Origin of the sequence: Janthinobacterium sp. SUN026, from assembly GCF_030397625.1 — a bacterium.
GTDB lineage: Bacteria > Pseudomonadota > Gammaproteobacteria > Burkholderiales > Burkholderiaceae_D > Janthinobacterium > Janthinobacterium kumbetense.
This window is the reverse complement of the sequence record NZ_JAPQNU010000002.1, coordinates 1-23,619: the sequence shown is the minus strand read 5'-3', so window position 1 is coordinate 23,619 and position 23,619 is coordinate 1. Positions and strand designations below refer to the sequence as shown.

The following is a 23,619-nucleotide window of genomic DNA, read 5'->3' as shown; positions in this document are numbered from 1 at the left end:
ATTATTTGTTTTAAGGGATTTGCAGGAGTTTATGGGTTTGCAGGCTCAGCTTCCACTTCGGGTTGCTTTTGCATGTTTCGATGGCCAGCTTCATGTTGTGCGCGGCCAGGGGGCCGTCCATCGCCTGCACGAAGAAGTTCTCGAAGTCCAGTTGTTCGTAGGCGGCCAGGTCTTGCTGGAACTGGGGGATGACCACCTTGATTTCATTGCCTTTGTGCACCACCAGGGTGGAACCCATCTTCGGGCTGACGCAGATCCAGTCCACGCCGGCCGGCACGGGCAAGGTGCCATTGGTTTCGATGGCGATGGTAAAGCCGACCGCGTGCATGGCGTCGATCAGCGCCGTGTCCAGCTGCAGCAGCGGTTCGCCGCCCGTAAACACCACGTATTTGCTGGGCGCGTAGCTGGCGGGCCACAGGCTGTCGATCAGCGCGGCCAGTTCGGCCGGCGTCTTGAACTTGCCGCCCAGTTCGCCGTCCGTGCCGACGAAATCCGTATCGCAGAACTGGCACACGGCCGTGGCGCGGTCGCTTTCGCGGCCCGTCCACAGGTTGCAGCCGGAAAAGCGGCAAAACACGGCCGGACGGCCCGCGTGCGCACCTTCGCCCTGCAGGGTATAAAAAATCTCTTTGATGCTATAAGTCACTGTATTTCCTAAGAGCTGGCTGGCGTCATCGCGCAGGGCGAACGCATCGGGGCCGGCGCGTGGCGCCGTTACCGCAAAAGCCGATTGACAACCCTCTATTATATGCCGCCGCGACACTTCCCGTGCAAATGCCGTGCCCGCCGCCTGCCGCTGCGGCGTCCGGGGCCGGAAATCGACATGGGCAGGCATAACTGCGCGGCTTTTGCGTTTAGACAATGTAAATGATCCCAAGTTAATATATTTTCTGTAAGAACATTGCCTGATGGAAAACATTAAGGGAGCATGGACATGCTGCAACGCTGGCTACGCCCGCCGTACCGCCTGAGTATTCTGGCCTGCCTGGCGGCGGCCGCACTCGCGGCCCTGCACGCCAGCCATGCCGCCGGGCCGATGCAGGTAGCCGGCACGCCCTCCCCCTTGATGCTGGCCTGTGCCGTCCTGCTCGGCGCCCTGGCGCTGCTGCTGTGGCGCCAGCGCCGCCTGGCGCTGCGCCTGCAGGCACTGGAACAGCTGCGCGCGGAGGCGGAACAGGCGCGCCTGGCCGGCGAACAGCACAAGGCGCGCGCGCAGGAACGCCTGCGCATCGGGCGCGACATCCACGACGACCTGGGCCAGCATCTGCTGACCCTGAAAATCGACCTGGCCATGCTGCAGACCAGCACGCATGACGCCGCCCCCTTGCTGGCGCGCCAACTGGATATGATGGCGCGCAATATCGACCTCAGCATCGCGGCGCTGCGCTGCGTCATCCACGACCTGCGCCCGCCCGCCCTCGACGCGGGCCTGCAAGCGGCGTGCGACGGCTTGCTGGCCGATTTCAAGCGCACCACGGGCATCGATTGCAGCTGCGACTACCGGCTCGACGCCGCCGCCGGCAGCGCGCACGGCCCCCTGCTGTATCACGTGCTGCAGGAAGCGCTGGCGAACATCGCCCGCCATGCGCGCGCCACGCATGTCCAGCTGAGCCTGCAGCAAGCAGGGGCCACCCTGGCATGCCGCATCAGCGACGACGGCGTCGGGCTGTCGGGCTCGCCACCGCGCCTCGGCTGCGGCCTGTCCGGCATGCATGAGCGCGTGGCCGCCGCCGGCGGCAGCCTGCACATCGAAAGCCGCAGCGGCGCCGGCACCACCTTGCGCCTGTCCCTGCCGCTGGCCGCCTGCGAGGAGGCGCCCCTGCTGCACGACTGATCGTGGCGCCATAAATATTGCTCAATATCAACACCTTCCGCCCCGCTGCGCTGCATCATGGCCAACGAGCCAGCCCCATTCACCCCAAGAAGGATGCTTACATGCCGGATAGCCATGCTCATGCCAGCGCATCGCCCTGCGATGAAGCCCAGGGTTTCGCCGTCAAGATGATGGAATTGCTGGTGGTGCCCACCTTTGTCCTCGACGTGCATGGCCAGGTGATGATCTGGAACCGCGCCTGCGAGCAGCTGACGGGCGTGCCGGCGGCCGAAGTGCTGCGCACGCGCGAGCCGGGCCGCTGCTTCTACAACGACGAGCGCCCCACCCTGGCCGACCTGCTGCTGGCCGGGCGCGGCGGCGACATGCGCGCGCTGCACGCCCAGCAGCAATACCGCAGCAGCACGGGCGGCAATCTGTGCGCGGAAAACTGGTGCGACATGCCGCGCACGGGGCGGCGGCGCTACCTGGCCGTCGATGCCAGTCCCATCTATGGCAATCACGACGAGCTGATCGCCGTCGTCGAAACCCTGCGCGACATGACGGATGAAAAACGCGCGCACGTGGAACTGGAACGCCTGGCCACGCGCGACGGCCTGACGGGCCTGGCAAACCGGCGCTGCTTCGACGACACCATCCTGGCCGAGTGGCAACGTGCCCAGCGGCAGGGCCAGCCCCTGTCGCTGCTGATGGTCGACGTCGACAATTTCAAGGAATACAACGACAGCCATGGCCACCAGGGCGGCGACCTGTGCCTGCGCAAGGTGGCCGGCGCCGTGGCCAGCGAAATGCGCACGAACGACCTGGTGGCCCGCTACGGCGGCGAAGAATTTGCCGTCATCTTGCCAAACCAGTCGCTCAAGGGCGCGGCCATCGTGGCCGAACGCATCCGCCAGCGCGTGGAACGGCTGCAACTGCCGCGCAAGCGTCCCGACGGCGCCTGCGTCACCGTCAGCATCGGCGCCGCCACGGCCCTGCCCGGCCCCGGCACGGAACTGGGGCAGCTGATCCACACGGCCGACTGCGCCCTGTACCGCGCCAAGCACCTGGGCCGCAACCGCATCAGCCTGCCGGAAACGACGCTCACGTAGGCAACAGGGAAGCACGACCAAATTTGGTGTATATTTAGTCCTATCACAGTTTTTCGCATTCGGAGCCGCCATGGACCTCAAGGAACGCATCAAGCCGATTTCCTATCTCAAGGCCAATACGACGGACATCGTCAACAGCTTCGACGCGGGCCAGGACGAGCCCATCATCATCACGCAAAATGGCGAAGCGAAGATGGTCGTGCTGTCCATGCACGCATATCAGGAAGGCAAGCGGCAAGCGCGGCAGATGCAGGAGCAGCATGCATTCATGAAACTGATCGCCATGGGCAACCAGGACATCGCGCGCGGCGACGTGGTGTCCGAAGAAGACTTCCTGGCCAGCCTCGATCAGGACTGACATGGCGCGCATCGTCGTGCTGAAAAGCGCGCAAGCCGATTTCAATGAACTGCGCAGCGACTGCAAGGCGCGCCACACGGCGGCAGCGTACGCGCAGTTCATCGCAGCTTTCCGGCAATTATTTGCCGATCTCAAGACCTTCCCCGACAGCGGCACGCCCGTCGCGGCCGCCCGCGAAGTTGGCATGGATGTGCGGCAACGCCTGTGCGCAGATATCCGCGTCATCTACCACCATGACCGGGCGCACGACACCGTGTACATCCGCATGTTCCTGCCCACCAAACGCGACTTCCTCGCTCACTTGACGGCGCGCATCCTGCGGCCCGACTTTTAATCTCCCCCCAGCGCAGCGTTCCGACAGCGCCTTGCCCCTATGCACGGCGGCACGAATATTCTATGCTGCGGCGTTGCACTTTCCACATTCCAGAAAAAGAAGGAGCCCCCGTGTCAAGAATCATGCCTGTGTTGTTACCCGCTTTCGCCCTGGCCCTGTCGGCCATGGCCTCGTCGAACCTGGGCGCCGCGCCCGTCAAACCGGCCGCCGCCCATAGCGCCGCGGCCAGCAAGGCCGATCTGCTGCCATTCAAGGCAACGGAAAAGACCTTGCCCAACGGCTTGAAAATCATCATCGTGCCGACCGGCTTCCCGAACCTCGTCTCGCTGCAGATTCCCGTGCAGACGGGTTCGCGCAACGAAGTCGAGCCGGGCAAGTCCGGTTTCGCCCACTTCTTCGAGCACATGATGTTCCGCGGCACCAAGGCGTATCCGCCCGAGAAATACCAGGAAGTCATCACCCGCGCCGGCGCGCGCCAGAACGCGTATACGAGCGATGACTTGACCAATTACCACACGACGTTTGCCAAGCAAGACCTGGAAACCGTGCTGAAGGTGGAAGCGGACCGCTTCCAGCACCTCGACTATGCGGAAGACGCGTTCAAGACGGAATCGCGGGCCGTGCTGGGCGAATACAACAAGAACAGCGCCAATCCCGTGTCGAAACTGTTCGAAGTGATGCGCGACAGCGCCTACACGACGCATACCTACAAGCACACGACGATGGGTTTTATCCAGGACATCGAAGACATGCCGAACCAGTACGCGTACTCGAAGCTCTTCTTCGACCGCTGGTACCGTCCCGAGCGCACCACCATCATCATCGCCGGCGACGTGGAACCGCAGCAAGCGATCGCGCTGGTGGAAAAATACTGGAGCAGCTGGCAGCGCGGCAAGCAGCAGGCGGCCGTGCCCGTGGAACCGAAGCCGCGCGGCCCCGTCTACAAGCATGTGGCCTGGCCCACGCCGACCCTGCCGTGGGTGGCCGTGGGCTTCCACGCGCCCGCGTTTTCCGTGAAGGACAAGGACCAGGCGGCGCTGGCGACCCTGCTGTCGCTGTCGTTCGGCCGCACCTCGCCTTTATATAAACGCCTGGTGCAGAACGAGCAAAAGGTCGACCAGTTGTTCGACATGACGCCGGACCGGGTCGACCCGACACTGGCCGTGCTGGGCGCGCGCGTGAAAAACATCGACGACGCCGTCTACGTGCGCGACGCCATCCTGGCCACCGTGGCGCAGCTGCGCGATACGCCAGTGAGCGACAAAGACCTGGCGGACGCCAAGTCGGCGGAAAAATACGGCTTGATCCGCTCGCTCGACAACACGGAACAGATCGCCGGCACCCTGGCTTCCTTCGTGCATTTCGACCGTTCCTACGCCACCATCAACCAGTACTACCGCCTGATCGATACGCTCACGCCGGCCGACCTGCAGGCGGCCGCGCGCAAATACCTGACGGACGAGGGCCTGGTGGTGACGACCCTGTCGCACCAGCCGATTGCGGCCGCCATCGCCGCCACGCCAAAGCTGGCCAGCCTGCTGCCGGCCGCCTCGACCGCGAAGTTCGACGTGCTGGTGCAAAAGTCGGCGCTGCCGCAAATCCGCTACAAGCTGCTGTTCATGGCCGGTTCCGCGCAAGACCCGCAAGGCAAGGAAGGTCTGGCCGCGCTGACGGCGTCCATGGTGGCGTCCGGTGGCTCGTCCGAGCGCAAGATCGACGAAGTCAACCAGGCCCTGTTCCCGCTGGCCGGCAGTTTCAGCCAGCAGACGGACAAGGAAATGACGACGTTTACGGGTTCCATCCACCGGGATAACTGGACCCAGTTCAACGCCATCGCCCTGCCGCTGCTGCTCTCGCCCGGTTTCCGCGAAGACGACTTCCGCCGCCTGAAGGATGCGCAAAAGAACGCGCTGCTGCTGGACCTGAAGGACAATAACGAAGAGGAATTCGCCAAGGAACGCCTGCAAACCAATGTGTATGCGGGCACGCCGTACGGCCACCCCGTGCTGGGCACGGTCGCCGGCATCGACGCCATCACCCTCGACGACGTGAAACAGTTCTGGAAGAGCGCGTATGCGCAAGGCGCCGTCAAGGTCGGCATTTCCGGCGACGTGTCGGACGCCATGACGGCCTCGCTGACGCAGGCGCTGGCAAGCTTGCCGGCCGGCCCAGGCTTGCCCGCCACCGTGAAACCCGCGGGCCGCAAGGCGCAGGGCCTGGAAGTGGAAATCATCGAGAAAAACACGCGCGCCACGGCCATTTCCTTCGGCTTGCCGCTGGACGTGACGCGCACGCACCCGGACTTCCCCGCCCTGTGGCTGGCGAAGACGTGGCTGGGCGAGCACCGCGCCTCGAATTCCTACCTGTACCAGCGCATCCGTGAAATCCGCGGCATGAACTATGGCGATTACGCGTACATCGAAGCCTTCCCGCGCGGTATGTACCAGTTCTTCCCGAACCCGAACCTGGGCCGCAAGGCGCAGCTGTTCGAAATCTGGATCCGCCCCGTGGCGCCGGACAACGCCCACTTCGCCCTGCGCGTGGCCCTGACGGAACTGGGCAAGCTGGTCGACAATGGCTTGACGCAGGACGATTTCGCCACCACGCGCGACTACCTGATGAAGAACGTCTTCGTCATGACGTCGACACAGGACCAGCAACTCGGTTATGCGCTCGATTCGCAATGGTATGGCACGCCGGAATTTACCAAGTTGATGCGTGATGGCTTGTCGAAACTGACGCTGGCCGACGTCAACCGCGCCATCCAGCAGCACCTGTCGGCGAAGAACCTGTCCGTGGTGATCGTCGCCAAGGATGCGGCCGGCTTGAAGGATAAGCTGGTCAGCGACGCGTTCTCTCCCATCAAGTACGACGGCAACAAGCCGCAGGCGCTGCTCGATGAAGACAAGGTCATCGGCGCGATGAAGCTGGACATCAAGCCGGCAGCCGTCACCGTCACGCCGGCAGCACAGGCGTTCGCCAAGTAAGTTTGTGCCAGATCAACCTCGTCCGATGCAGCTTGCCGGATGGGGTTGATCTGGCATTCGGCGCGGCCAAACCCGCCTTCATTCCGCAAATCCCGGCCTTGGTCGGAAAGTAGCATCTTGGCAATCTGGTTATCCGCATACTGTTTTTCGACTCTTCCCGAGTGAAAACCATGACAAGGATAACCATGCACCTGTTCCATCCCCACCTTTACGCCACCTGCTTCCTCGCCGCTGCCGCGCTGCCGGGCGCCCTGTACGCGCAAGCGCCGGCCCTCGCCGGACAGTGGCAATTCCAGACGGCGACGGGCACGACCACGACGAATGGCGTCGAGGTCGACCTGATCGACACGGGCATCCTAGACATCAGCGAAGAGCAAGGTGGCTTGCGCGCGACGATCGCGTGGCTCGACGAAAGGGGCCAGCTCACGCCGCCCCGCACGGTCGACGGCACGGCCGGCCCCGCCGGCGCCGTCTTCCGGCACGGCGGCAAGCGCGTCAGCACGGGGCGCAACGGCAAGGAGATCAGCACCGACGTGACGATACGCTGGACCCTGCAAGCCAGGGGCAACGTGCTGAGCGGCGAGCGCCTGGTCGAAACCGATGAGAACGAACCCAAGCCCGTGAGCGGCACGCGGCTCAAGGAACGCTATGTCCCGCCCACGCTGCCGGCCGCAGCGCTGGCGACGGCGGCAAGCGGCGCCGCGCGCGGCCCTTCCACGCCGGCCGAGCGCGCGCGCGTGGTGCAGATGGCGAACGAGGCGCAGCGCGATCCCCTGGCCGTGCAACAGCGCGACGGCGCCTGGCTGGGCGCATGGATAGAAGCGATTCCCGACTTCACCTTACCGGCAAGCGCGCTGGAAAGCTGGCTCTCCATCGCCGGCCGGCCGGCCATCCGCGAGGCAACGGTCTTTCAATACCTGGCCAGCGCGATGGCCTTCCAGATCGAACACCCGGAGCAGGCCGGGCAGCAGAGCGCCAGCGACCTGGCGGGCATGCAGGGCGTGCTGCGCGCCTACGAAACCCTGTTGCGCCAGGATAAGCTGAACCGTTCCGCGAAGCTGGATGCGGCGCTGGCGGCGCGCCAGCAAGACAGGCTGCCCGCCTTCCTCGCCACGCTGTCCGGCAGGAATGCCGGCATCGAAGCCGCAACGTCGCCGTCCAACGATGCCACGGCGCGCCGGATTGTTGCGCTGGGCACCGGCGAGCCGCGCGCGATGGACTGGCTCGACATCCTCAGCAACCGCTTCGGCGGCCGCATGGCCGGCAGCGACGCCTACACGCATGCGGCGCAATGGGCGCGCATGCAACTGCGGCAATGGGGCGTGCAAGCGGAGCTGGAAGAAGCGGGCCAGGTGCCCACCGGCTTCAACCGCGGCCCGTGGTCGGGCAAGATGCTGGCGCCCGAGGAACAGCCGCTGCGCCTGGCGACGCCCGCCTATTCGGCCGGCACGCGTGGCGTGCAGCGGGGCCTGGCCATGATGGGACCGGCCACCCTGGAAGAGGCGCAGGCGCGCGCCGCGCAATTCAAGGGCAAATGGGTGCTGATCGGCGGTGAAAACGGGGGCGGCGGGCGCGATGGCAGCACCATCCACCAGCCCAGGGCCATCACCCGCGTGCTGATGCAGGCGGGCGCCCTCGGCACCATCCAGTCCGGCGAAGAACCGCTGTATGCCGCCAGCGCCGCGCCCACCGCGTGGGCGGCCCTGCCGACCTTGCCCGACATCAAGCTGGCCGCGCCCCAGTATGCGGGTATCCGCCAGCGCCTGGCGCGCGGCGAGCCCGTCACCCTGGAGTTTGACATCCGCAACTGGTTTTATCCGGGCCCGGTGACGTATCACAACGTCGTCGCCCGCATTCCGGGCACGGAAAAGCCGGAGGAAATCGTGCTGATCGGCGCCCACCTCGACAGCTATGACGGCGGCACGGGCGCGGCCGACAATGGCGGCGGCGTGGCCACGATGCTGGAAGCGATGCGCCTCTTGGCGCTCTCCGGAGCGAAGCCGCGCCGCACCATCATGCTGGTGGCCTTCGGCGCGGAGGAAATCGGCCGCAAGGGATCGTTCGCGTTCGCCGAGCGGCATGCGGGGCAATTGGAGCATATCGTGATGATGCTCAACCGCGACGGGCGGCCCGGCGCCATCGACGGCATCGCCATTCCCTCGGCCTGGAAGAGCGTATTTGGCCGGGTCGAGCTGGCCCTGCAAGACATCCACCCCGTGTTCGGCTTTGCCGCCAGCATCAATGACGTGCCGCGCGACGCCAGCAAGGCGATGAGCGCGCGGGCAGGCAGCGATGACGCCGTCTTCAGCCTGCATGGCGTGCCGACGCCGAAATTTACCGTGCTCGGCGACTTCGACTATGCGCGCGTGCATCACACGGTGTTCGACACCTACGACAACGTGCAGCCCTTCAGCGCGGCGCAGCAATACTCGGCCATCGCCATCGCCTTGACCGCGTATGAAGTGGCGAATGCGCCGGAAGAGATCAACAGGAAAGGCTACTATCGCGCCGCCAAGGCGGCGCCGTAGACCTCCCCGCCCGCGTCACTCGAAGGGATTGGCCACCGACGTCACTTCGGGCGGCGGCAGCTGGTCGGGCAAGTCCTGCTTTTCCAGTTGCGCCACCACGTCGCCCAGCAGTTTTTGCAGCTGTTTCGCCAGCGCCAGGCCCGGCTTGTCCAGGGTCAGGTCGATGTCGCCGCTGATGCTGATGCGGTCGATCCTGTTTTCGATGCTCAGGCTGCCGATCTCAAGCACATCGCTTTCATTGGCGTACGGGACGAATTTCTTTGCGCACATGGGATTTCCTTTCAAAGGGATTATTTTTTCGACTTGCTATTGATCTTGGGCAAACTCAGCATGCGCAACTTTTGCTGGCGCGTCAGCGACGGTAACAGATCGATGCCTACCCTGTCTTCCAGTTGCGCAATGCTCAGCACTTCATATGCCTTGGTATCGACGTTTTCAATGAAGTAGGCGGCGCCGGCGCGCTGGCGCGGGCTGTACACGGCCTTGTACAGATGGCTGGGCACAATCACTCTTCCCACCTTGCGCAGGTTGCCGCCAATGAAAGCCGGCCCCGTGATCACGTACAGGTCGCCCTCTTTCTTCGCCATCTTGCGCACGGCGCCCTCGATGCCGGCCCACACATAGCGGTTGTTGCGCGCATCCTGCGGCACCATGTTGGCCAGGGTAAAGCTGTCGCGCTGGCTCTGGCGGTCCGGCATGTCGCCGTTGGGCGCCATGTGGCCACGGTCGAAGCCGCTGCGCGCATAATCGGCCAGCTCGGCGCGCTGGGCGGCGGGCAGCTTGCGTTCCGCGTGGAAGGAATTTTCGCGCGACAAATCCTGCGCCGCTTCCAGATTGTTCGCCGTCAAGTGTTCAGCCGACCACAGGGGCGTGCGCGTAATCCCCGAATGCATCACGCCAAACACGTTGTAGCACAGCTCCCTGGTTGCCACGTCCAGCTTGGGGTTGGTGATTTCCGGCTTGCGGCCATCGACGTAGTGGGCGGGACAGGCATCGGCATGCGCCAGGTTCGCGGCAAAGGCGGAAGCCAGCAGGCCGCACGCCAGGGTCAGCCTGGCGATCGATCGTTGAAACATATTTCCCTCTGAAATCTTTGCAGGCCAGCATTCTAGCGGACGGCGGCCCTCGCCACAAACCCGCACAAACCTGGCGTGCGCGGCGGCGAACGGGCGTGCAGGCGGGCGTGCGGGCGGCCCTGTGCAGAGCTGGCGCAAATAAAGGCCAACAGGCCGCGCACAGCCATTCATATCTGCTAAGATTACCTTGATTCGTTCGCATCGACCATTCAAGATTTGGAGAGCATATGATCAAAAAAACCCTGCTGCTGATCGTTGTCGTCGTCGCCGCCATCCTCGGCTATGCCACCACCAAACCCGACACTTTCAGTGTCCAGCGCGAAATCACCATCAAGGCACCGCCCGAGAAAATCGCCGCCCTGATCACGGACTTCCACTACTGGGCCGCCTGGTCGCCGTGGGAAAAGCTCGATCCGGCCATGCGCCGCACGTTTACGGGCCCCGCCAATGGCCTGGGCGCGCAATATGCGTGGACAGGCAATGACAAGGTGGGCGCCGGCCGCATGGAAATCACGGAAGCGGCCCAGCCCGAACGCACCGTCATCAAGCTGGACTTCCTCAAGCCGTTCGAAAGCCATAACACCACCACGTTTGCCATGACACAAGAAGGCGACAGCACCAAGGTGAACTGGACCATGACGGGTCCCAGCCCTTACGTGAGCAAGGTCATGACGGTCTTCGTCAGCATGGATACCATGATCGGCAAGGATTTCGAGAAGGGCTTGAACAACCTGAAGGCGGCGGCGGAGCGCTAAGCCTTTTCCGTCGCGATGAAAAACAGGGCCGCGCGGCCCTGTTGTCGTTGGCGCCGCCCCTTGCGGGGCAGCCGGCTCAGAACTGCTCGATCCAGGCCGCCAGGTGATCCGGCGTGAGCGCCGGTTCAGCCTGCACCACCTTGCCCTGCAAGCCCATTTCCGTTTTACTCAGCTGCAAGGACCAGCCGCGCCGCGCCAGCCACAGCAAGCTGGCCAGCCAGAACGAGTGAATGGCCGAAACGGGCGTGGTGGTGGGCGTTTCCAGGAATTCCGTCAGCAGGCGGCCATCGAGGAACAGCGCCGTGCCGCCCTGGTTTTGCAGCGCCGCGCCAAACACGGGCAGCAGCATGTCGATCGCCTGTTCCACGCCGCGCCCCGGATGCTCGCGCTCGAGCGTGTCGAGCTGCTGGCGCACGGCGGCGGCAAAGGCCGTGCCGCGGAAGGCTTCTGAACTGACCAGGTCGGCATAATCCATCAACAGCCAGTCCGGCTCGGGCGGCGTGACGCCGGCCGTCAGGGCCGCCGACAAATACGCTTCCACGGGCAGCTGCTGTTCCGGACCGGCCAGGCTGGCGCACAGCGCGTACAGGCTGCCGATGCGGTTGGCGACGGCTTGCCGCTGGCGCACCATCAGCTTTTCGCGCAGCAATTGGGCGTGTTCGTTGCGCAAGCGCGCCAGTTCCAGCGCCTGCTTGAGTTCCATGCGCAGGGCCGCGATATCCCACGGTTTCTGGATGTAGCGGTGGATCTGCCCCTGGTTGACGGCTTCCACCGTGTGCTCGAGCTCGGAATACGCGGTGGTCAGGATGCGCACGATGTGCGGATGGCGGTCCCAGGCGTACGACAGCAGCTCGTTGCCATAGGCGCCCGGCATGCGCTGGTCCGACACCAGCACGGCGATGCGGTCGGCCTGCTCGTCCAGGATGCGCTTGCCCTCCTCGACCGAGGTCGCCGTCAGCACGTCGGCCAGCGGCGCGATGGCGCGCTGGAAGTATTTGAGGGCGTTGGCCTCGTCATCGACATAGAGTATCGTCGGCAAGCCTTGCGCCGGCTCACGCTGGGCCGGTAAACGCAGATTGGCGTCAATCATGCTCGTTCCTTATATGTACTGGAAAATTCAGGGTTACCGTGGTGGAAGTGCCAAACTCGGTGGCGATGTCGAGGTTGCCGCCGAACGACTGCATCATGCGGTGGCAAAACACCATGCCCCAGCCCTTGCCTTCGTCGCCGTTGGCACTGACGGGGTCGATCAACAGCTGTTCGACAATCTCGGGGGCGATGCCGGCGCCATTGTCGCGCACCTTGATGCGGCCGGCGTCGATGCGGATGCCGATCGCAGGATGAGCCTGCTCACCGGCCGAGCGCAAGGCATTCGCCAGCACGGACGACAGGATCAGCGCGACGCAATTGGGCGACTCGGCAATGGAGAAATCGTCGCCCACGTCCACCGTGATGGCGGCGCGCTGGGCCGTGCTCAAGGGATAGCTGTCGAGCAAGGCGGCCAGCAGCTGGCGCGCGCTGCCGGCGCGGCGTCCGCCCTGCATGCCGGGCCCGGCGCTGGCCAGGCGCACCGTGTCGACAAAGCTGGCCAGCACCGACAGGCAATAGCGCGCATTGTCGTGCATCAAGGCGGCCGCTTCGCCGATCTCGGCCTGCGGCGCGGCTTCCGCCTGCGCGCGCCGGGCGATGCCGCGCGCAAAATTGGCGATGGCCGCCAGCGGCGTGTTCAATTCATGCGCCAGAAACGCCAGCGATTCTTCCATCGCCACCAGGCCCTGGCGGCGCGCGGCGCGCTCGCGTCCCGTCTGCACGGCCAGTTGCAGCGCCGTCTGCATGGCGGCCAGGTCGAGCGGCTTTTCCAGCAGGCGGAACACCGCGCCGCCGTTGATCAGTTCGAGCAGCACATCCTTGTCCGCATACGCGGTGACGAGCATGCAGACGATGTGCGGATAGCGCTGCGCCACTTCCTGCAGCAATTCGCTGCCCAGGCGGTCCGGCATGCGGTAATCGGTGACGAGCACGTCGATCTGTCCGGCCTCGTCTGCCAGCAAGGCGAGCGCCGCATCGACGCTCAGCGCCGTCAGCACGCGGTAGCGGGCCCCGGCGGCGCGTTCGAAATACTTGCAGGCGAGCGCTTCATCGTCCACGTACAGCACGCTGGCGCGGCTATCGTTATCCATGCTAACGGCCCTCCCAATCGGAGCGCTGCAAGTCGAAATTCATGCTGGCCCACGCGCCCAGCTCGCTTTCGGCCGTGAGGGTGCCGCCGTGGCGCTCGATCACGCCATAGCTGATGCTCAGCCCCAGGCCCAGGCCCTGCCCCACTTCGCGCGTGGTAAAGAACGGCTCGAACACGCGCGCCAGGTTTTCCGGGGCGATGCCGGGACCGTTGTCGCGCACGCTGATGCGCAGGCGGTTTTCGTCCCAGTGGGCCGTGATGCGGATCTCGAACGGCGGCGCATTGCCCTTGCGCATGGACAGCACGGCATTGCCCAGCAAGTTGATCAGCACGCCCACGATGGCCGCTTCGTCGCCGCGCACCAGGGTGTCGACCGGCAAGTCGTGGCTGATGCTGACATTCTTCGTTTCATGGCCCACCAGGCGGATGGCCGCGTCGAGCGCGCTGCGGAACTGGAAGTGTCCCGTTTCCAGCTGGTTGCCGCTCTTGCGGTAGGCAAAGGTCTTCAAGTCGGACACGATGTGCTGCACGCGCAGCATGCCCTGCTTGGCGTCGGCCAGGCATTCGCTGACGAGCGCGCTTTGCTTGGCGGCCGGGTCTTCGATGGCCACCTCGATGGCCATCATGCAGAAATTCACGGGGTTATTGACTTCATGCAGCATGCCGGCGGCCAGGGTGCCGATGGCAGCCATTTTCTCCTGCTGCAGCATCTGCCCCTTGATATCGGCCAGACTTTTGTTGGTTTCTTCCAGTTGCGTGTTCTTTTGCGCCACTTCCGCCTTCAACTGGAACAGCATGAAGCGGGCGCGCTCATTGAAATAGGTAAACACGGCACTGATGCTGGCCGACATGATAAGGAACAAACAATTGACGACAAACGTACCCGCCAGGTCGAAGCCGCCCGCATGCCAGGCACAGGCGCCCACATACAGCAGGCAGGAGATGGCGCCGAAAACCATATTCTGCCACAAGCCGAAGGCCAGCACGATGCCCGACGAATAGATGGCCAGGGTCATGCCCACGTAATAGATCGAGGTGGCGCCCTCCGTGACGGCAATCATCCAGGCGATCATGATCTGCGGCAGGATCAGCCAGACAAAGGTCAAGCCCTGGATGCGGTCCTGCGCCCAGCGCGTGCGCATGGCCAGCACGACGCAAAAGATCAGCACGGACACGAGGATGCGCGCAGTGGTGAACGCCGACTGCTTGTCCGGATACAGGGCCGAATCGAGGCCCATGCCCAGCAGGATCAGCACGATGCCCGTGTACGCCCCGCCGCGGCTGAATTCCAGGCGGAAGTCGCGCAAAACGGCCGTGTAGCCGGCGTGCAGGCCTGGAGTATCCATCAAGGAATGCTCACTTCCGCGAACACATTCACGCCCGTGGCATCGACATAGATCAGCGGGTCCGTCGCGTGCTCGGGCAGCAAGGCCGACAAGCCCTCTTCATTGCGATAGATCAAATGCCATTCCAGCAAATGCTCCATGCCGAACTTGCCGGGGTTGTTCGCGTGCACATTGGTGACGAGCAAACGTCCGCCCGGCCCCACGCGCGAGGCGAAATGCATCAGCAGGCGCGCGCACACCTTGTCGGACAGATAGTCGAACAGGCCGGCGCAATACACGGCGTCGAAACTGCCGGGCAAGCCCGTTATACCGGCGCCATGGCGGCGCTTGAGCAGGTTGTGCACGGAATCGTGCACATAATCGATCTCGACCACGCGCCCCGTGCGCTGCATGATGGTGGTCAGGCGCGCGCGCGTCCAGTCCAGGGTCTCGCTGCTGAAGTCGACCAGTTCGAAGGCCAGCCACTGCGCGTCCGGGCACGTTTCCAGGAAGCGCTGCACCTCGATGGCCGGGCCGCAGCCCACGTTGAGCACTTTATACACGCGCCCGGCAGCGCGCGCCGCGGCCGCCTTTTGCGACAGGAATTCCGTCAGGATGTCGATGCGGTTGCGGTGCGCCGTGGCCACGGCCGCCTGCAGGAAGGCCGCATTGACGATCTGAAAGTACGTGCTCGGCCCCTGGCGCGGATCGTCCAGCAGCTGGTTGACCATCTGGTAATCGCCCGCGTAACCGAGCGGCTTGGTAAACGTGCGGAAGACGAACGGCGCGCGCAGGATCAATGGGTGCAGCGCCGCCTGGGCGAAGGCACGGTGCGCGGGCGCCCGCTCTTCCTCGACGAGCGAGGCTTCCACTTCGAGCTGGCGCAGGTACAGCTGGGTTTGCTCCATCAGCGGCAAGGCCAGCTCGTCGAAGATATCGGGGCGCAGCCGGCCGTTTTCCTTGGGCAGCGAGTCGGACAAGTCGACTTGCTCGACCCAGCGCGACACTTCCGACAGGAAGGCGCGCATTTCGTTGACGACGATCTGGTAATCGCGGCGGATGCGGAAACGCTCGCCCCAGCCGGCGACAAAAGCGCTGGACTCTTTCTGCACGGCGCCCTTGACCACCACCACGTCGCTCAGCTCGCGCCACTCGTCGATCAGGGTCACGGAAACGATGGCGGTCAGGCCCGTGTTGACGCTGCTGATGACGACGGCCTTGCCCACGTAGGCGTTTTTCGCCCCCATGCGCACCGTCACGTCATTGAGCACCTCGCTGACCTGCACAATCGAGTATGGATTATAGATTTCCATGACCAGCGAATTGCGCTGCAAGTTGAAAATCGTGCCGCGCACCGCCTCACCCTGGGTGTTGCGGAAACTGACGACTGGATCGATCTGCGATTGTGAATACACGATTGAGCATTATCAAGTTGCCCGGTTTCCGGCGCACCCCACGGGTGACGCCAGTTTCCAGGCTGGGTTAAGGCACGGCACACCGGTCGTCTGCCGCCGGCACCGCCATCAAGATGACGGAATTGCGGCGTCGTTTGACGCCGTGCCGGAGCGCCTCAAAGCGCGTCTGTTCGCTCTCTGATCGAGTGTACTATGGATGTAGCAGAACGGGCAATTGTTCCCTCAGGAACGACTGTCCGTGGCGCTGGCGCGCAACGCCGGCGGTCAACCTGCCACAAAAAGGGCCAAAGCATGGCGCAGCAACTGCGGCGTTTGGCCCGTCCAGCGCTTGAACGAGCGGCGGAAGTTGGTGGCATCATGAAAGCCAAGATAGGCGGCCACGGCGTCGTTGTCGTAGCCATGCGCCTGGAACAGATAGATCGCCTTGTGCGCGCGCACCTGGTCCAGCTCGGCCTGGAAATGCGTGCCATGGCGCGCCAGGTGGCGTTTCAGGGTGGCGGGACTGACGCCGAACTCCTGCGCCGTGCGTTCCAGGGTCGGCGCGCAGCGGATGTTCGCCAGCAGATAGTCGTACAGCGCGCCGAGCAGGCTCGCCGCCGGCACGGGCGCCAGGGCCGCCGCGCGCAAGGCCAGCGCCGCCGCCGTGGCATTGCCGCGCGGCCAGGGCTTATCCAGCCAGCTGGAATCGATGAGCATGGCGTCGACCTGGCAATCGAAGCGCAGCGCCTGGCCCAGGTGCACTTCGTGCTGCTCGACGTGGCGGGGCCGCGCCCGGTTGAAGCAAAAGCGCCACGGCAGCGCTTCGCCCGCCAGCCAGCGGCACATGGCCGCCAGCGCCGTCATGTGCATTTCCACCAGAAAAGGCAGCTGGCTGGGCGCGCCGAACGCATCGACCCAGTACAGCACATGCATGTCGCCCGCCTCGCGCAAGCGCGGCTGCAACAGCGGACACAGCAAGGTGTGAAAGCCGCACAGGATGCCAAGCGCCTGGCGCAGATTCTGCGCCTGCAGCAAGGCGTGGCTGGCCGCACCGTAATGGCCGGGCAGCATTTGCTGGCCCAGCATGAAGCTGGTGTCGGCACTGTCCAGGCCGCGCGCCACGTTGGCCAGCAATTGCAGGTATTGCGCGGCGCTGACCTGGCTTTCCGCGGACGGCAGTGCGCCGCCATCGAGGCCCGTGCCCTTGAGCAGCGGCGCCACGGCCAGTTCGCGGCTGCGCGCATAATCGAGCACCAGCGCCGGCTGGTGATGGGCCGCGATGCTGGGGTCGCCCTGCTGGTTCAGCGGCATCAGGCGGGCGCGGCGGAACTGGCCCTGGGGCCGGCGCTGCGGCCGGGCGTTTCCACGGCCCGGCTCAGCTCAGCCAACACCACTTCCGGCACGCCATCGGTGAGCGCGCACGCATGCCGCAGGCTCAGGCGGATTTCGCGGTTGTCGTTGGCGTGGTGGCGCATCTGCCCCACCATGGCGCACAGGTGGCGCGCCTTCGCGGCCGCATCCTCGCGCGACACGCCCGGCATCAGCACGGCGAAGCGGTCGCCCGCATAGCGGCACAGCAAGTCGTCATTGCGCAAGTTCAACAGCAGCATGTGGCCCACGGCTTGCAGCACGCGGTCGCCTTCGCGGTGGCCGTATTCGCGGTTAATCAAGTGAAAGCTGTCGATGTCGAGCAAGACCAGCGCGCAATCGAGGCCGGGCCGGCGCTCCTGTTCCAGGCGCATCTGCGTGCGCAGGTAGCTGGCGTCGGCCAGCTGCGTGATGCGGTCGAAGGCGCGGTGGTCGCGGAACAGGCGTTCGCGCTTTTGCAGGTGCTCGTTCAGGCGGAACTGTTCCTGGCGCCAGTAATACATGCCGATCGTCAGCACCAGCATGCCGAACGGAATCAAGGCTTCCAGCCAGTTATCCCACACGGCGCTCTTATCGACGGCAAAGAATTCGTCAAGGCAATCGGCCCAGGAGCCCAGCATGATGGCGCACAGGCCGCCGGCGATCAGGCGCGTCACCCGCCCGCGGGGACGGCTGCTGAGGGTAAACAAGAACCAGATGCCCGCCATGACGGCCGTGCCGCCTTCGCAGACGATATCCATCCACTTCCAGATGGCAAACGGTTTAAGGTGCCCCAGTGTGGCGTACAGGAACAAGAACAGGGGCAACGCGAGCGCTGCGGCAATCAGGCTGTTACGGTGCAACGGCAGCATGTGGGAAACCTTTAAAAGTGGTGCTGTCGCCACGATAGCGCCCGCCCATGACGGCACGATGACATGCCCCACGCCCGTGCGGCAGGTGCAAACGGCTCATCATTAACAGCGCAGCCGATGCAAATCCGGCAAGCCGCATCCCATGCGCCCTGCGCTGGCAGGTCATTTCAGCTCACCATGATTCATTTCCAGCTGGAAAGCGCTCACAGGCCGTTGTTTTCAAGGTGGCAAGCCCTTGCCTGTCACGCAATCGTCATATTTGCTGCCTAGAATCCGCCCGGTTCCTTCCCCTAACCGAGCTCTTCATGAAAACCATGCACACATCGTTCCCCTCCCCGCTGCGTCTGACGGCCGTGGCCCTCGGCATCATGGCCGTCTTCAGCGGCCAAAGCCATGCGCAAGCGCAAGATGCGGATGGCCAGCCGGCCGCCACCGTGGTCGTCAGCGGCCAGCGCGCCAGCCTGCGCAACGCCATCGCCGCGCAAGAGAAAGCGGACAATATCATCAGCGTCATCAGCAGCGACGATATCGGCGGCTTGCCGGACAAAAACGCGGCCGAGGCGCTGGCCCGCTTGCCGGGCGTATCCGTGCAGCGCGACCAGGGCGAAGGTCGCTACATCACCGTGCGCGGCCTGGGCCCGGACTTGAACGCCGTCACCATCAATGGCGCGCTGGTGCCGTCGCCGGAAGCGGGCCGCCGCGCCGTGGCGCTGGACATCCTGCCTGCCGGCCTGATCCGCACGCTGGAAGTTTCGAAGACCTTGCTGCCGGAAATGGACGCCAACTCGCTGGGCGCCACCGTCGAAGTCAAGTCGCTGTCCGCCTTCGACTTGCCGGGCAAGCTGCTGTCGGCCAACGTGGGCGCCAGCTATGATGAAAAGACGGGCAAGACCAGCCCCAGCGGCGGCGCCCTGTGGGCCCAACGCTTCCTCGACGGCAAGCTGGGCGTTGCAGCCGGCCTGAGCGCGGAAAAGCGCTCGTTCGGCTCGGATGACGTGGAAACGGGCGGCGCCTGGAGCAAAGGTAAATTGTCGGGCCTGGAATTGCGCGACTACCTGCCTGTGCGCAAGCGCGGCGCGCTGGCCATCAACCTCGATTACCGTCCCGAGGCGGGCAACAGCTGGTTCTTGCGCTCCTTCCTCAGCGAATTTTCCGACAATGAAGTGCGCGACCGCCTGACCATCAGCAATATCGCGGGCGGCAGCCTGGCGGAAGGCCAGACGGCCAGCGCGCGCGCCGAGCGCCGCATCCGCCAGCGCAAGTACACGCAGCAAGTGCGTTCCTTGGTGCTGGGCACGCAACAGAAATCGGGCGACTGGACCCTGGACGTGAAAGGCGGCCTGAGCCGCGCCACGGAAGACACGCCGGAATCCCTGAACGACGGCCGTTTCCGCGGCACCAGCAATTTCGCCGGCATCAGTTTCACGGATACGCAGGAACCGAAATTGAGCGGCCCCGCCTCGCTGTACGACCCGGCCAGCTATGCGCTCAACGCCATCACCCTGCAAAAACGCTACTCGAAGGACAATGAACACCACGCGCGCATCGACCTGGCCCGCAAGTTTGACATCGCCACCCTGAAGTTCGGCGCAAAAGTCAGCCGCCGCGAAAAAACCAATGACACGGATCAATGGGCATATAACAGCAGCAAGGCTTCCAGCGGCAATTACTGGGGCGCCGGTTCCACGTCGATGAGCAATTTCGTGCAAGGCCACACGCTCGACTACGACTTGGGCAACATCGGCGTGGCCCTGGACCCGTCCCTCATCCGCGCCCGCGTGGCGGGACTGGACCGCACCAAGGCGCGCCTGGCGACCGAGTCCATCATCAACGACTACCGCATGCATGAAGACATCAACGCCATGTATGTGCAGAACAGCTACGACTTCGACGCCTGGCACATCCTGGGCGGCGTGCGCGCCGAGCGCACCAGTTTCGAAGCAAACGGCTCGCAGGTGGATAGCGCCGGCGTCGCCACGGCCTTGACGCGCGAACGCTCGTACACCAATTGGCTTCCAAACTTGCAAACCCGTTATGACCTGGATCAACATACCAGCGTGCGGGCCGCCTGGACGCAAGCCGTCGTACGCGCCAACTTCAGCCAGCTGGCGCCCGGCATCAGCCTGGCCAGCAACACGGAAGCCGTGATCGGCAACCCGGACTTGAAGCCGCTGAAGGCCAACAACCTGGACCTGGGCATCGAAAGGGTACTGGGCAATGACGGCGTGATGTCGGCGTATGGTTTCTACAAGGACATCAAGAATTTCACGTACACGACGAACCTGGCCGGCACGGGACAGTGGGCCGGCTACACGACGGCGACCTCGTATGCGAATGGCGACGCGGCCAAGGTGAAAGGCATCGAACTGGCCTACATGCAGCCGCTGCGCATGCTGCCGGCGCCCTTCAATCGTTTCCTCGTCGGCGTGAACGGCACCCTGAGCACCTCGAGCGCGCAAATCGGACGCTTCGACAAGGCGACGAACAAACAGATGAACCGCGACATCCGCCTGCCGGGCCAGTCGAACCAGGTGATGAACTTGATGCTGGGCTATGAAACGGGGCCGGTCAGCGCCCGCCTGGCCCTCAACTACAAGTCGCCTTACCTGCTGGAAATGGGCAACGACATCCTCGACCAAAGCCAGGACCATATCGTCGCCGGCCAGAAACAGCTCGATTTCTCGCTGTCGTACCAGATCAACAAACAATTCCAGCTGATGTTCGAGGCGGCAAACCTGAACAACGAAAAATACTATGTTTACCAGGGCACGAAGCAATACAACGTGCAAAACGAACAATATGGCCGCACCTTTAAAGTGAGCCTGAAAGCCAGCGCCTTCTGATGATGATTTCCAACAATATGAAAAAAACCGTACTCTGCAGCGCCCTGCTGGCTGCCTTTTGCCTCGCGGGCACGGCGCAAGCCGCGCCTGCCAACACTGTGCCTTCCTTCACGCAGGAAGCGGAGGAACTGTCGCGCCTGCCCGGCGGCGGGTGGCTGCTACTCGACAAGCACGGCTTGCGCCTGTTCAACGCGGCCGGCCAGGAACAGGACCGTATCGCCGTGCGCGCCAAGCAACTGGACACGCGCAGCGACGGCAACAAGGTGCTGGCCGTCTTCCTGGAAGCGGACACGCAGCGCCCGCTGCCCGTCTCCGTCGACGTGCAGGCCGGCAAGCTGATCAAGCTGGCGCCATTTCCCGTGCCGACATTTTCCGTGGAAGCGTCGTGCCTGTACCGCGACGCCCAGCAGCTGGCCCATCTGTTCTTGATCGGAAAGGATGGACAAGCGGAACAGTGGGTGATGCAGGGCGAGCAGCGCAGCCTGGTGCGCAAACTGGCCTTGCCGCCGCACGCCAAGCATTGCCGGGTCGACGATGGCGCCCAGCGCCTGCTGGTGAGCGAGTCGAATATGGGCGTGTGGGCGTATGACGCCGAGTCCGAAGGCATGGGCAAGCGCGAAGTGGTGGCGCTGCGCAAGCCGTATGGCCAGCTGGACGGTGGCGCCAGCGCGCTGGCCGTGCTGCCGGGCGGCGTTGCCGTGCTCGATGGCAAGGCGGACAAGCTGCACCTGCTGGCACACCAGGGCGGCAAGTGGACGGCGCAGTCAGCCCAAGCCGTCGCCTTGAACGTGCGCAAGGGCGACAGCCAGCTGGCGCTGGACAAGGACTCCTTGCTGCTGCGCGGCAAGAACGGTTGGCAAGCGCGACCCTTGAAATGGGCTGGCAAGATGGAAACGCAGCCTGCGGTAGCCATCATTGCCCCACAGGCGCAGACGGAACCGATGGCGCGCCAGGGCGACGCGGCCGATGATCCGGCCATCTGGCTGTCCAGCAACCCGGCCGACGCGCGCATCCTCGGCACCAACAAGAAGCAAGGCTTATTGGTCTACGACCTGCAAGGCAAACAGACCCAGCTGCTGGAAGTGGGCCGCCTGAACAACGTCGACGTGCGGCAGAATATCCAGTTGGGCAGCAGCAAGGTCGACCTGGCCGTCGCCACCCAGCGCGACGACAACAGCATGATGTTGTTCACCATCAATGCCAGCGGCGACGTGGCGGAAGCGGGCCGCTTCCCTACGGGATTGAAAAGCATCTACGGCATGTGTCTGTACCAACCAGCCAGCGGCGGCGTGGAAGCGTTCATCAACGACAAGGACGGTACTTTCCAGCAATACAGCATTGGCTTGAACGGCAACAAATTCAGCGCCACCCTCATGCGCAGCTTCAAGGTCGCGACCCAACCGGAAGGCTGCGTGGCCGACGACGCCAACGCCCGCTTGTTCCTGGGCGAAGAAACGCGCGGCATCTGGACCACCTCGGCCGACGCCGCCAAGCCGGACGCCCTCACCATGGTCTTGCCTGTGGGAGCGCACCTGACGGCCGACGTGGAAGGCATGGCCATCTACCGCCAGCCAGGCGCCAAGCCGGACACCGGCTACCTGATCGTTTCCAGCCAGGGCGACAGCAGCTACGTGGTGCTCGACGCGCAAGCGCCATATGCAGTGCGCGGCCGCTTCAAGGTGGGCTTCAACTTGCCCGCCGGCATCGACGGCACCTCGGAAACGGATGGTCTGGACGTCACCTCCGCCAACCTGGGCGGCGCGTACGCGCAAGGCATGCTGGTAATCCAGGACGGCTACAAGCGCCTGCCCGATGGACCGCAGAACTTCAAGTATGTGGCGTGGGGGGATGTGGCCAAGGCGTTGAAGCTGGACTAATCAGACTGGAGCGGGGCCGACCCCGCCGGAGGAATGCGCCTCAATGGGGCGCATTCCAATCCCGCGGAGCCCCGCCCCGATACTATCTGCGCGGCATATCGATATGAAATGGCAGGCGCTTGCCCCACAAGTCCACCATGCCCGACACGGCTAGTCGATCCGCCGACAATTCAATGATGTTGACAGCCGACACGTCACCATACTCCATCATATAGATACCCGATTCCTCCGCCTCGGGATGCATATCCAGCATCCCGATCGCAAACGCTCCTCCCTGCCCTTCCGGTATGCGCAAGCCATGCAGGAAAAAAGCCGGCGGATACAGCGCCCACGACCATTCCGCGTCCTCCGGCTCGGTCAAGCGCATAAACACCTCATCGTCGCCATGGATATCGATATTCAGCTCCAGCATGCCGCTGCCATGCGTTTCCAGACTAATGCTTGATTTCGCTACATCCACTTCAAAATTGGTGTTGCCGATACTGAAGACAGTCATTCAATACTTCTCCTGAGTTACAAGCAAATAGACGGCACGATAAACAGCAAGAAATGCAGAATTGCCGTGTCTTCACCATATTAATTTAACTATTATCAATGCGCACAGCAATGACATTAAACTTTACCATTTTTAATAATGCCAATTAATGCAAGAAAGGTCCGTTTATCCGCAAAACAGATAAAACTTGTAATGTCCGCTTGCGCCTGCGGATTCAATCGGTGGTCGCAACACTCTAACCTAAATGTCTAGGTTACAGGAGTGTTGAAGATGAAACAGAAACCACGTATTTATTACACCGAGACGCAGAAGGCCTTGATGTGGGA

19 protein-coding genes are annotated in these 23,619 nt (G+C 63.8%); 9 read left to right on the top strand and 10 right to left on the bottom strand.

What is annotated here, in order from left to right; translation table 11 throughout:
• Positions 1-10 precede the first annotated feature (10 nt).
• Positions 11-646, bottom strand: coding sequence for a 7-carboxy-7-deazaguanine synthase (gene queE, locus OX459_RS09805; protein ID WP_099667849.1), 636 nt, complete (start codon positions 644-646; stop codon positions 11-13).
• Between the two features lie 282 nt (positions 647-928).
• On the opposite strand from queE, the gene OX459_RS09800 reads away from it, so the two are divergent.
• The 6 genes from OX459_RS09800 (at position 929) to OX459_RS09775 (ending at position 9,129) form a co-directional block, all read left to right on the top strand.
• Entirely contained in the window at positions 929-1,834 is a 906-nt protein-coding gene (locus OX459_RS09800) for a sensor histidine kinase (RefSeq protein ID WP_289904852.1), read from the top strand.
• A gap of 101 nt (positions 1,835-1,935) precedes the next feature.
• Complete coding sequence (locus tag OX459_RS09795) at positions 1,936-2,922, top strand: diguanylate cyclase (protein WP_099667847.1); 987 nt, start codon at positions 1,936-1,938, stop codon at positions 2,920-2,922.
• A 70-nt stretch (positions 2,923-2,992) separates the two neighbouring features.
• Positions 2,993-3,280 carry a type II toxin-antitoxin system Phd/YefM family antitoxin gene (locus OX459_RS09790; RefSeq protein WP_289904851.1) on the top strand — a complete coding sequence of 96 codons (288 nt, stop codon included), beginning with the start codon at positions 2,993-2,995 and terminating at the stop codon, positions 3,278-3,280.
• 1 nt (position 3,281) lies between these two features.
• Entirely contained in the window at positions 3,282-3,614 is a 333-nt protein-coding gene (locus OX459_RS09785) for a type II toxin-antitoxin system RelE/ParE family toxin (protein ID WP_289904850.1), read from the top strand.
• Between the two features lie 122 nt (positions 3,615-3,736).
• Positions 3,737-6,601, top strand: coding sequence for a pitrilysin family protein (locus OX459_RS09780; protein ID WP_289904849.1), 2,865 nt, complete (start codon positions 3,737-3,739; stop codon positions 6,599-6,601).
• Positions 6,602-6,786: 185 nt separating this feature from the next.
• A complete protein-coding gene (locus tag OX459_RS09775; RefSeq protein WP_289904848.1) occupies positions 6,787-9,129 on the top strand; it encodes a M20/M25/M40 family metallo-hydrolase in 2,343 nt (780 codons plus the stop codon).
• 15 nt (positions 9,130-9,144) lie between these two features.
• On the opposite strand, the gene OX459_RS09770 is transcribed toward OX459_RS09775, so the two are convergent.
• Both OX459_RS09770 and OX459_RS09765 read right to left on the bottom strand, forming a co-directional pair.
• Positions 9,145-9,399: a hypothetical protein gene (locus OX459_RS09770; RefSeq protein WP_077404902.1), complete on the bottom strand. Its 255-nt coding sequence runs from the start codon at positions 9,397-9,399 to the stop codon at positions 9,145-9,147.
• Positions 9,400-9,419: 20 nt separating this feature from the next.
• Positions 9,420-10,205 (bottom strand): DNA/RNA non-specific endonuclease, encoded by a 786-nt coding sequence (locus OX459_RS09765; RefSeq protein WP_289904847.1) that lies wholly within the window; start codon positions 10,203-10,205, stop codon positions 9,420-9,422.
• 227 nt (positions 10,206-10,432) lie between these two features.
• Between OX459_RS09765 and OX459_RS09760 the strand changes: the two genes are divergently transcribed.
• Positions 10,433-10,960 (top strand): SRPBCC family protein, encoded by a 528-nt coding sequence (locus tag OX459_RS09760; RefSeq protein ID WP_077404908.1) that lies wholly within the window; start codon positions 10,433-10,435, stop codon positions 10,958-10,960.
• A 76-nt stretch (positions 10,961-11,036) separates the two neighbouring features.
• Here the strand turns inward: OX459_RS09760 and OX459_RS09755 are convergent, their stop codons facing one another.
• The 6 genes from OX459_RS09755 to OX459_RS09730 all read right to left on the bottom strand — a co-directional run bounded on the left by OX459_RS09755 (position 11,037) and on the right by OX459_RS09730 (position 18,077).
• Positions 11,037-12,050 carry a response regulator gene (locus tag OX459_RS09755; RefSeq protein WP_251348576.1) on the bottom strand — a complete coding sequence of 338 codons (1,014 nt, stop codon included), beginning with the start codon at positions 12,048-12,050 and terminating at the stop codon, positions 11,037-11,039.
• Entirely contained in the window at positions 12,043-13,140 is a 1,098-nt protein-coding gene (locus tag OX459_RS09750) for a hybrid sensor histidine kinase/response regulator (protein ID WP_289904846.1), read from the bottom strand. Before OX459_RS09750 ends, OX459_RS09755 begins: the two co-directional genes overlap by 8 nt.
• Position 13,141: 1 nt before the next feature.
• Positions 13,142-14,485, bottom strand: a complete 1,344-nt coding sequence (locus OX459_RS09745; protein WP_289904845.1) for a HAMP domain-containing sensor histidine kinase — start codon at positions 14,483-14,485, stop codon at positions 13,142-13,144.
• Positions 14,485-15,879 (bottom strand): class I SAM-dependent methyltransferase, encoded by a 1,395-nt coding sequence (locus OX459_RS09740; protein WP_099667840.1) that lies wholly within the window; start codon positions 15,877-15,879, stop codon positions 14,485-14,487. Before OX459_RS09740 ends, OX459_RS09745 begins: the two co-directional genes overlap by 1 nt.
• Before the next feature lie 264 nt (positions 15,880-16,143).
• Entirely contained in the window at positions 16,144-17,169 is a 1,026-nt protein-coding gene (locus tag OX459_RS09735; protein WP_289904844.1) for an AraC family transcriptional regulator, read from the bottom strand.
• Positions 17,169-18,077 (bottom strand): GGDEF domain-containing protein, encoded by a 909-nt coding sequence (locus OX459_RS09730; protein WP_099667838.1) that lies wholly within the window; start codon positions 18,075-18,077, stop codon positions 17,169-17,171. Before OX459_RS09730 ends, OX459_RS09735 begins: the two co-directional genes overlap by 1 nt.
• A 305-nt stretch (positions 18,078-18,382) precedes the next feature.
• Between OX459_RS09730 and OX459_RS09725 the strand changes: the two genes are divergently transcribed.
• Both OX459_RS09725 and OX459_RS09720 read left to right on the top strand, forming a co-directional pair.
• Positions 18,383-20,920, top strand: coding sequence for a TonB-dependent receptor (locus OX459_RS09725; protein ID WP_289904843.1), 2,538 nt, complete (start codon positions 18,383-18,385; stop codon positions 20,918-20,920).
• A 17-nt stretch (positions 20,921-20,937) separates the two neighbouring features.
• Positions 20,938-22,797 carry a phytase gene (locus OX459_RS09720; protein WP_289904842.1) on the top strand — a complete coding sequence of 620 codons (1,860 nt, stop codon included), beginning with the start codon at positions 20,938-20,940 and terminating at the stop codon, positions 22,795-22,797.
• A gap of 82 nt (positions 22,798-22,879) precedes the next feature.
• Here the strand turns inward: OX459_RS09720 and OX459_RS09715 are convergent, their stop codons facing one another.
• Positions 22,880-23,293, bottom strand: coding sequence for a hypothetical protein (locus OX459_RS09715; RefSeq protein WP_289904841.1), 414 nt, complete (start codon positions 23,291-23,293; stop codon positions 22,880-22,882).
• Positions 23,294-23,619 lie beyond the last annotated feature (326 nt).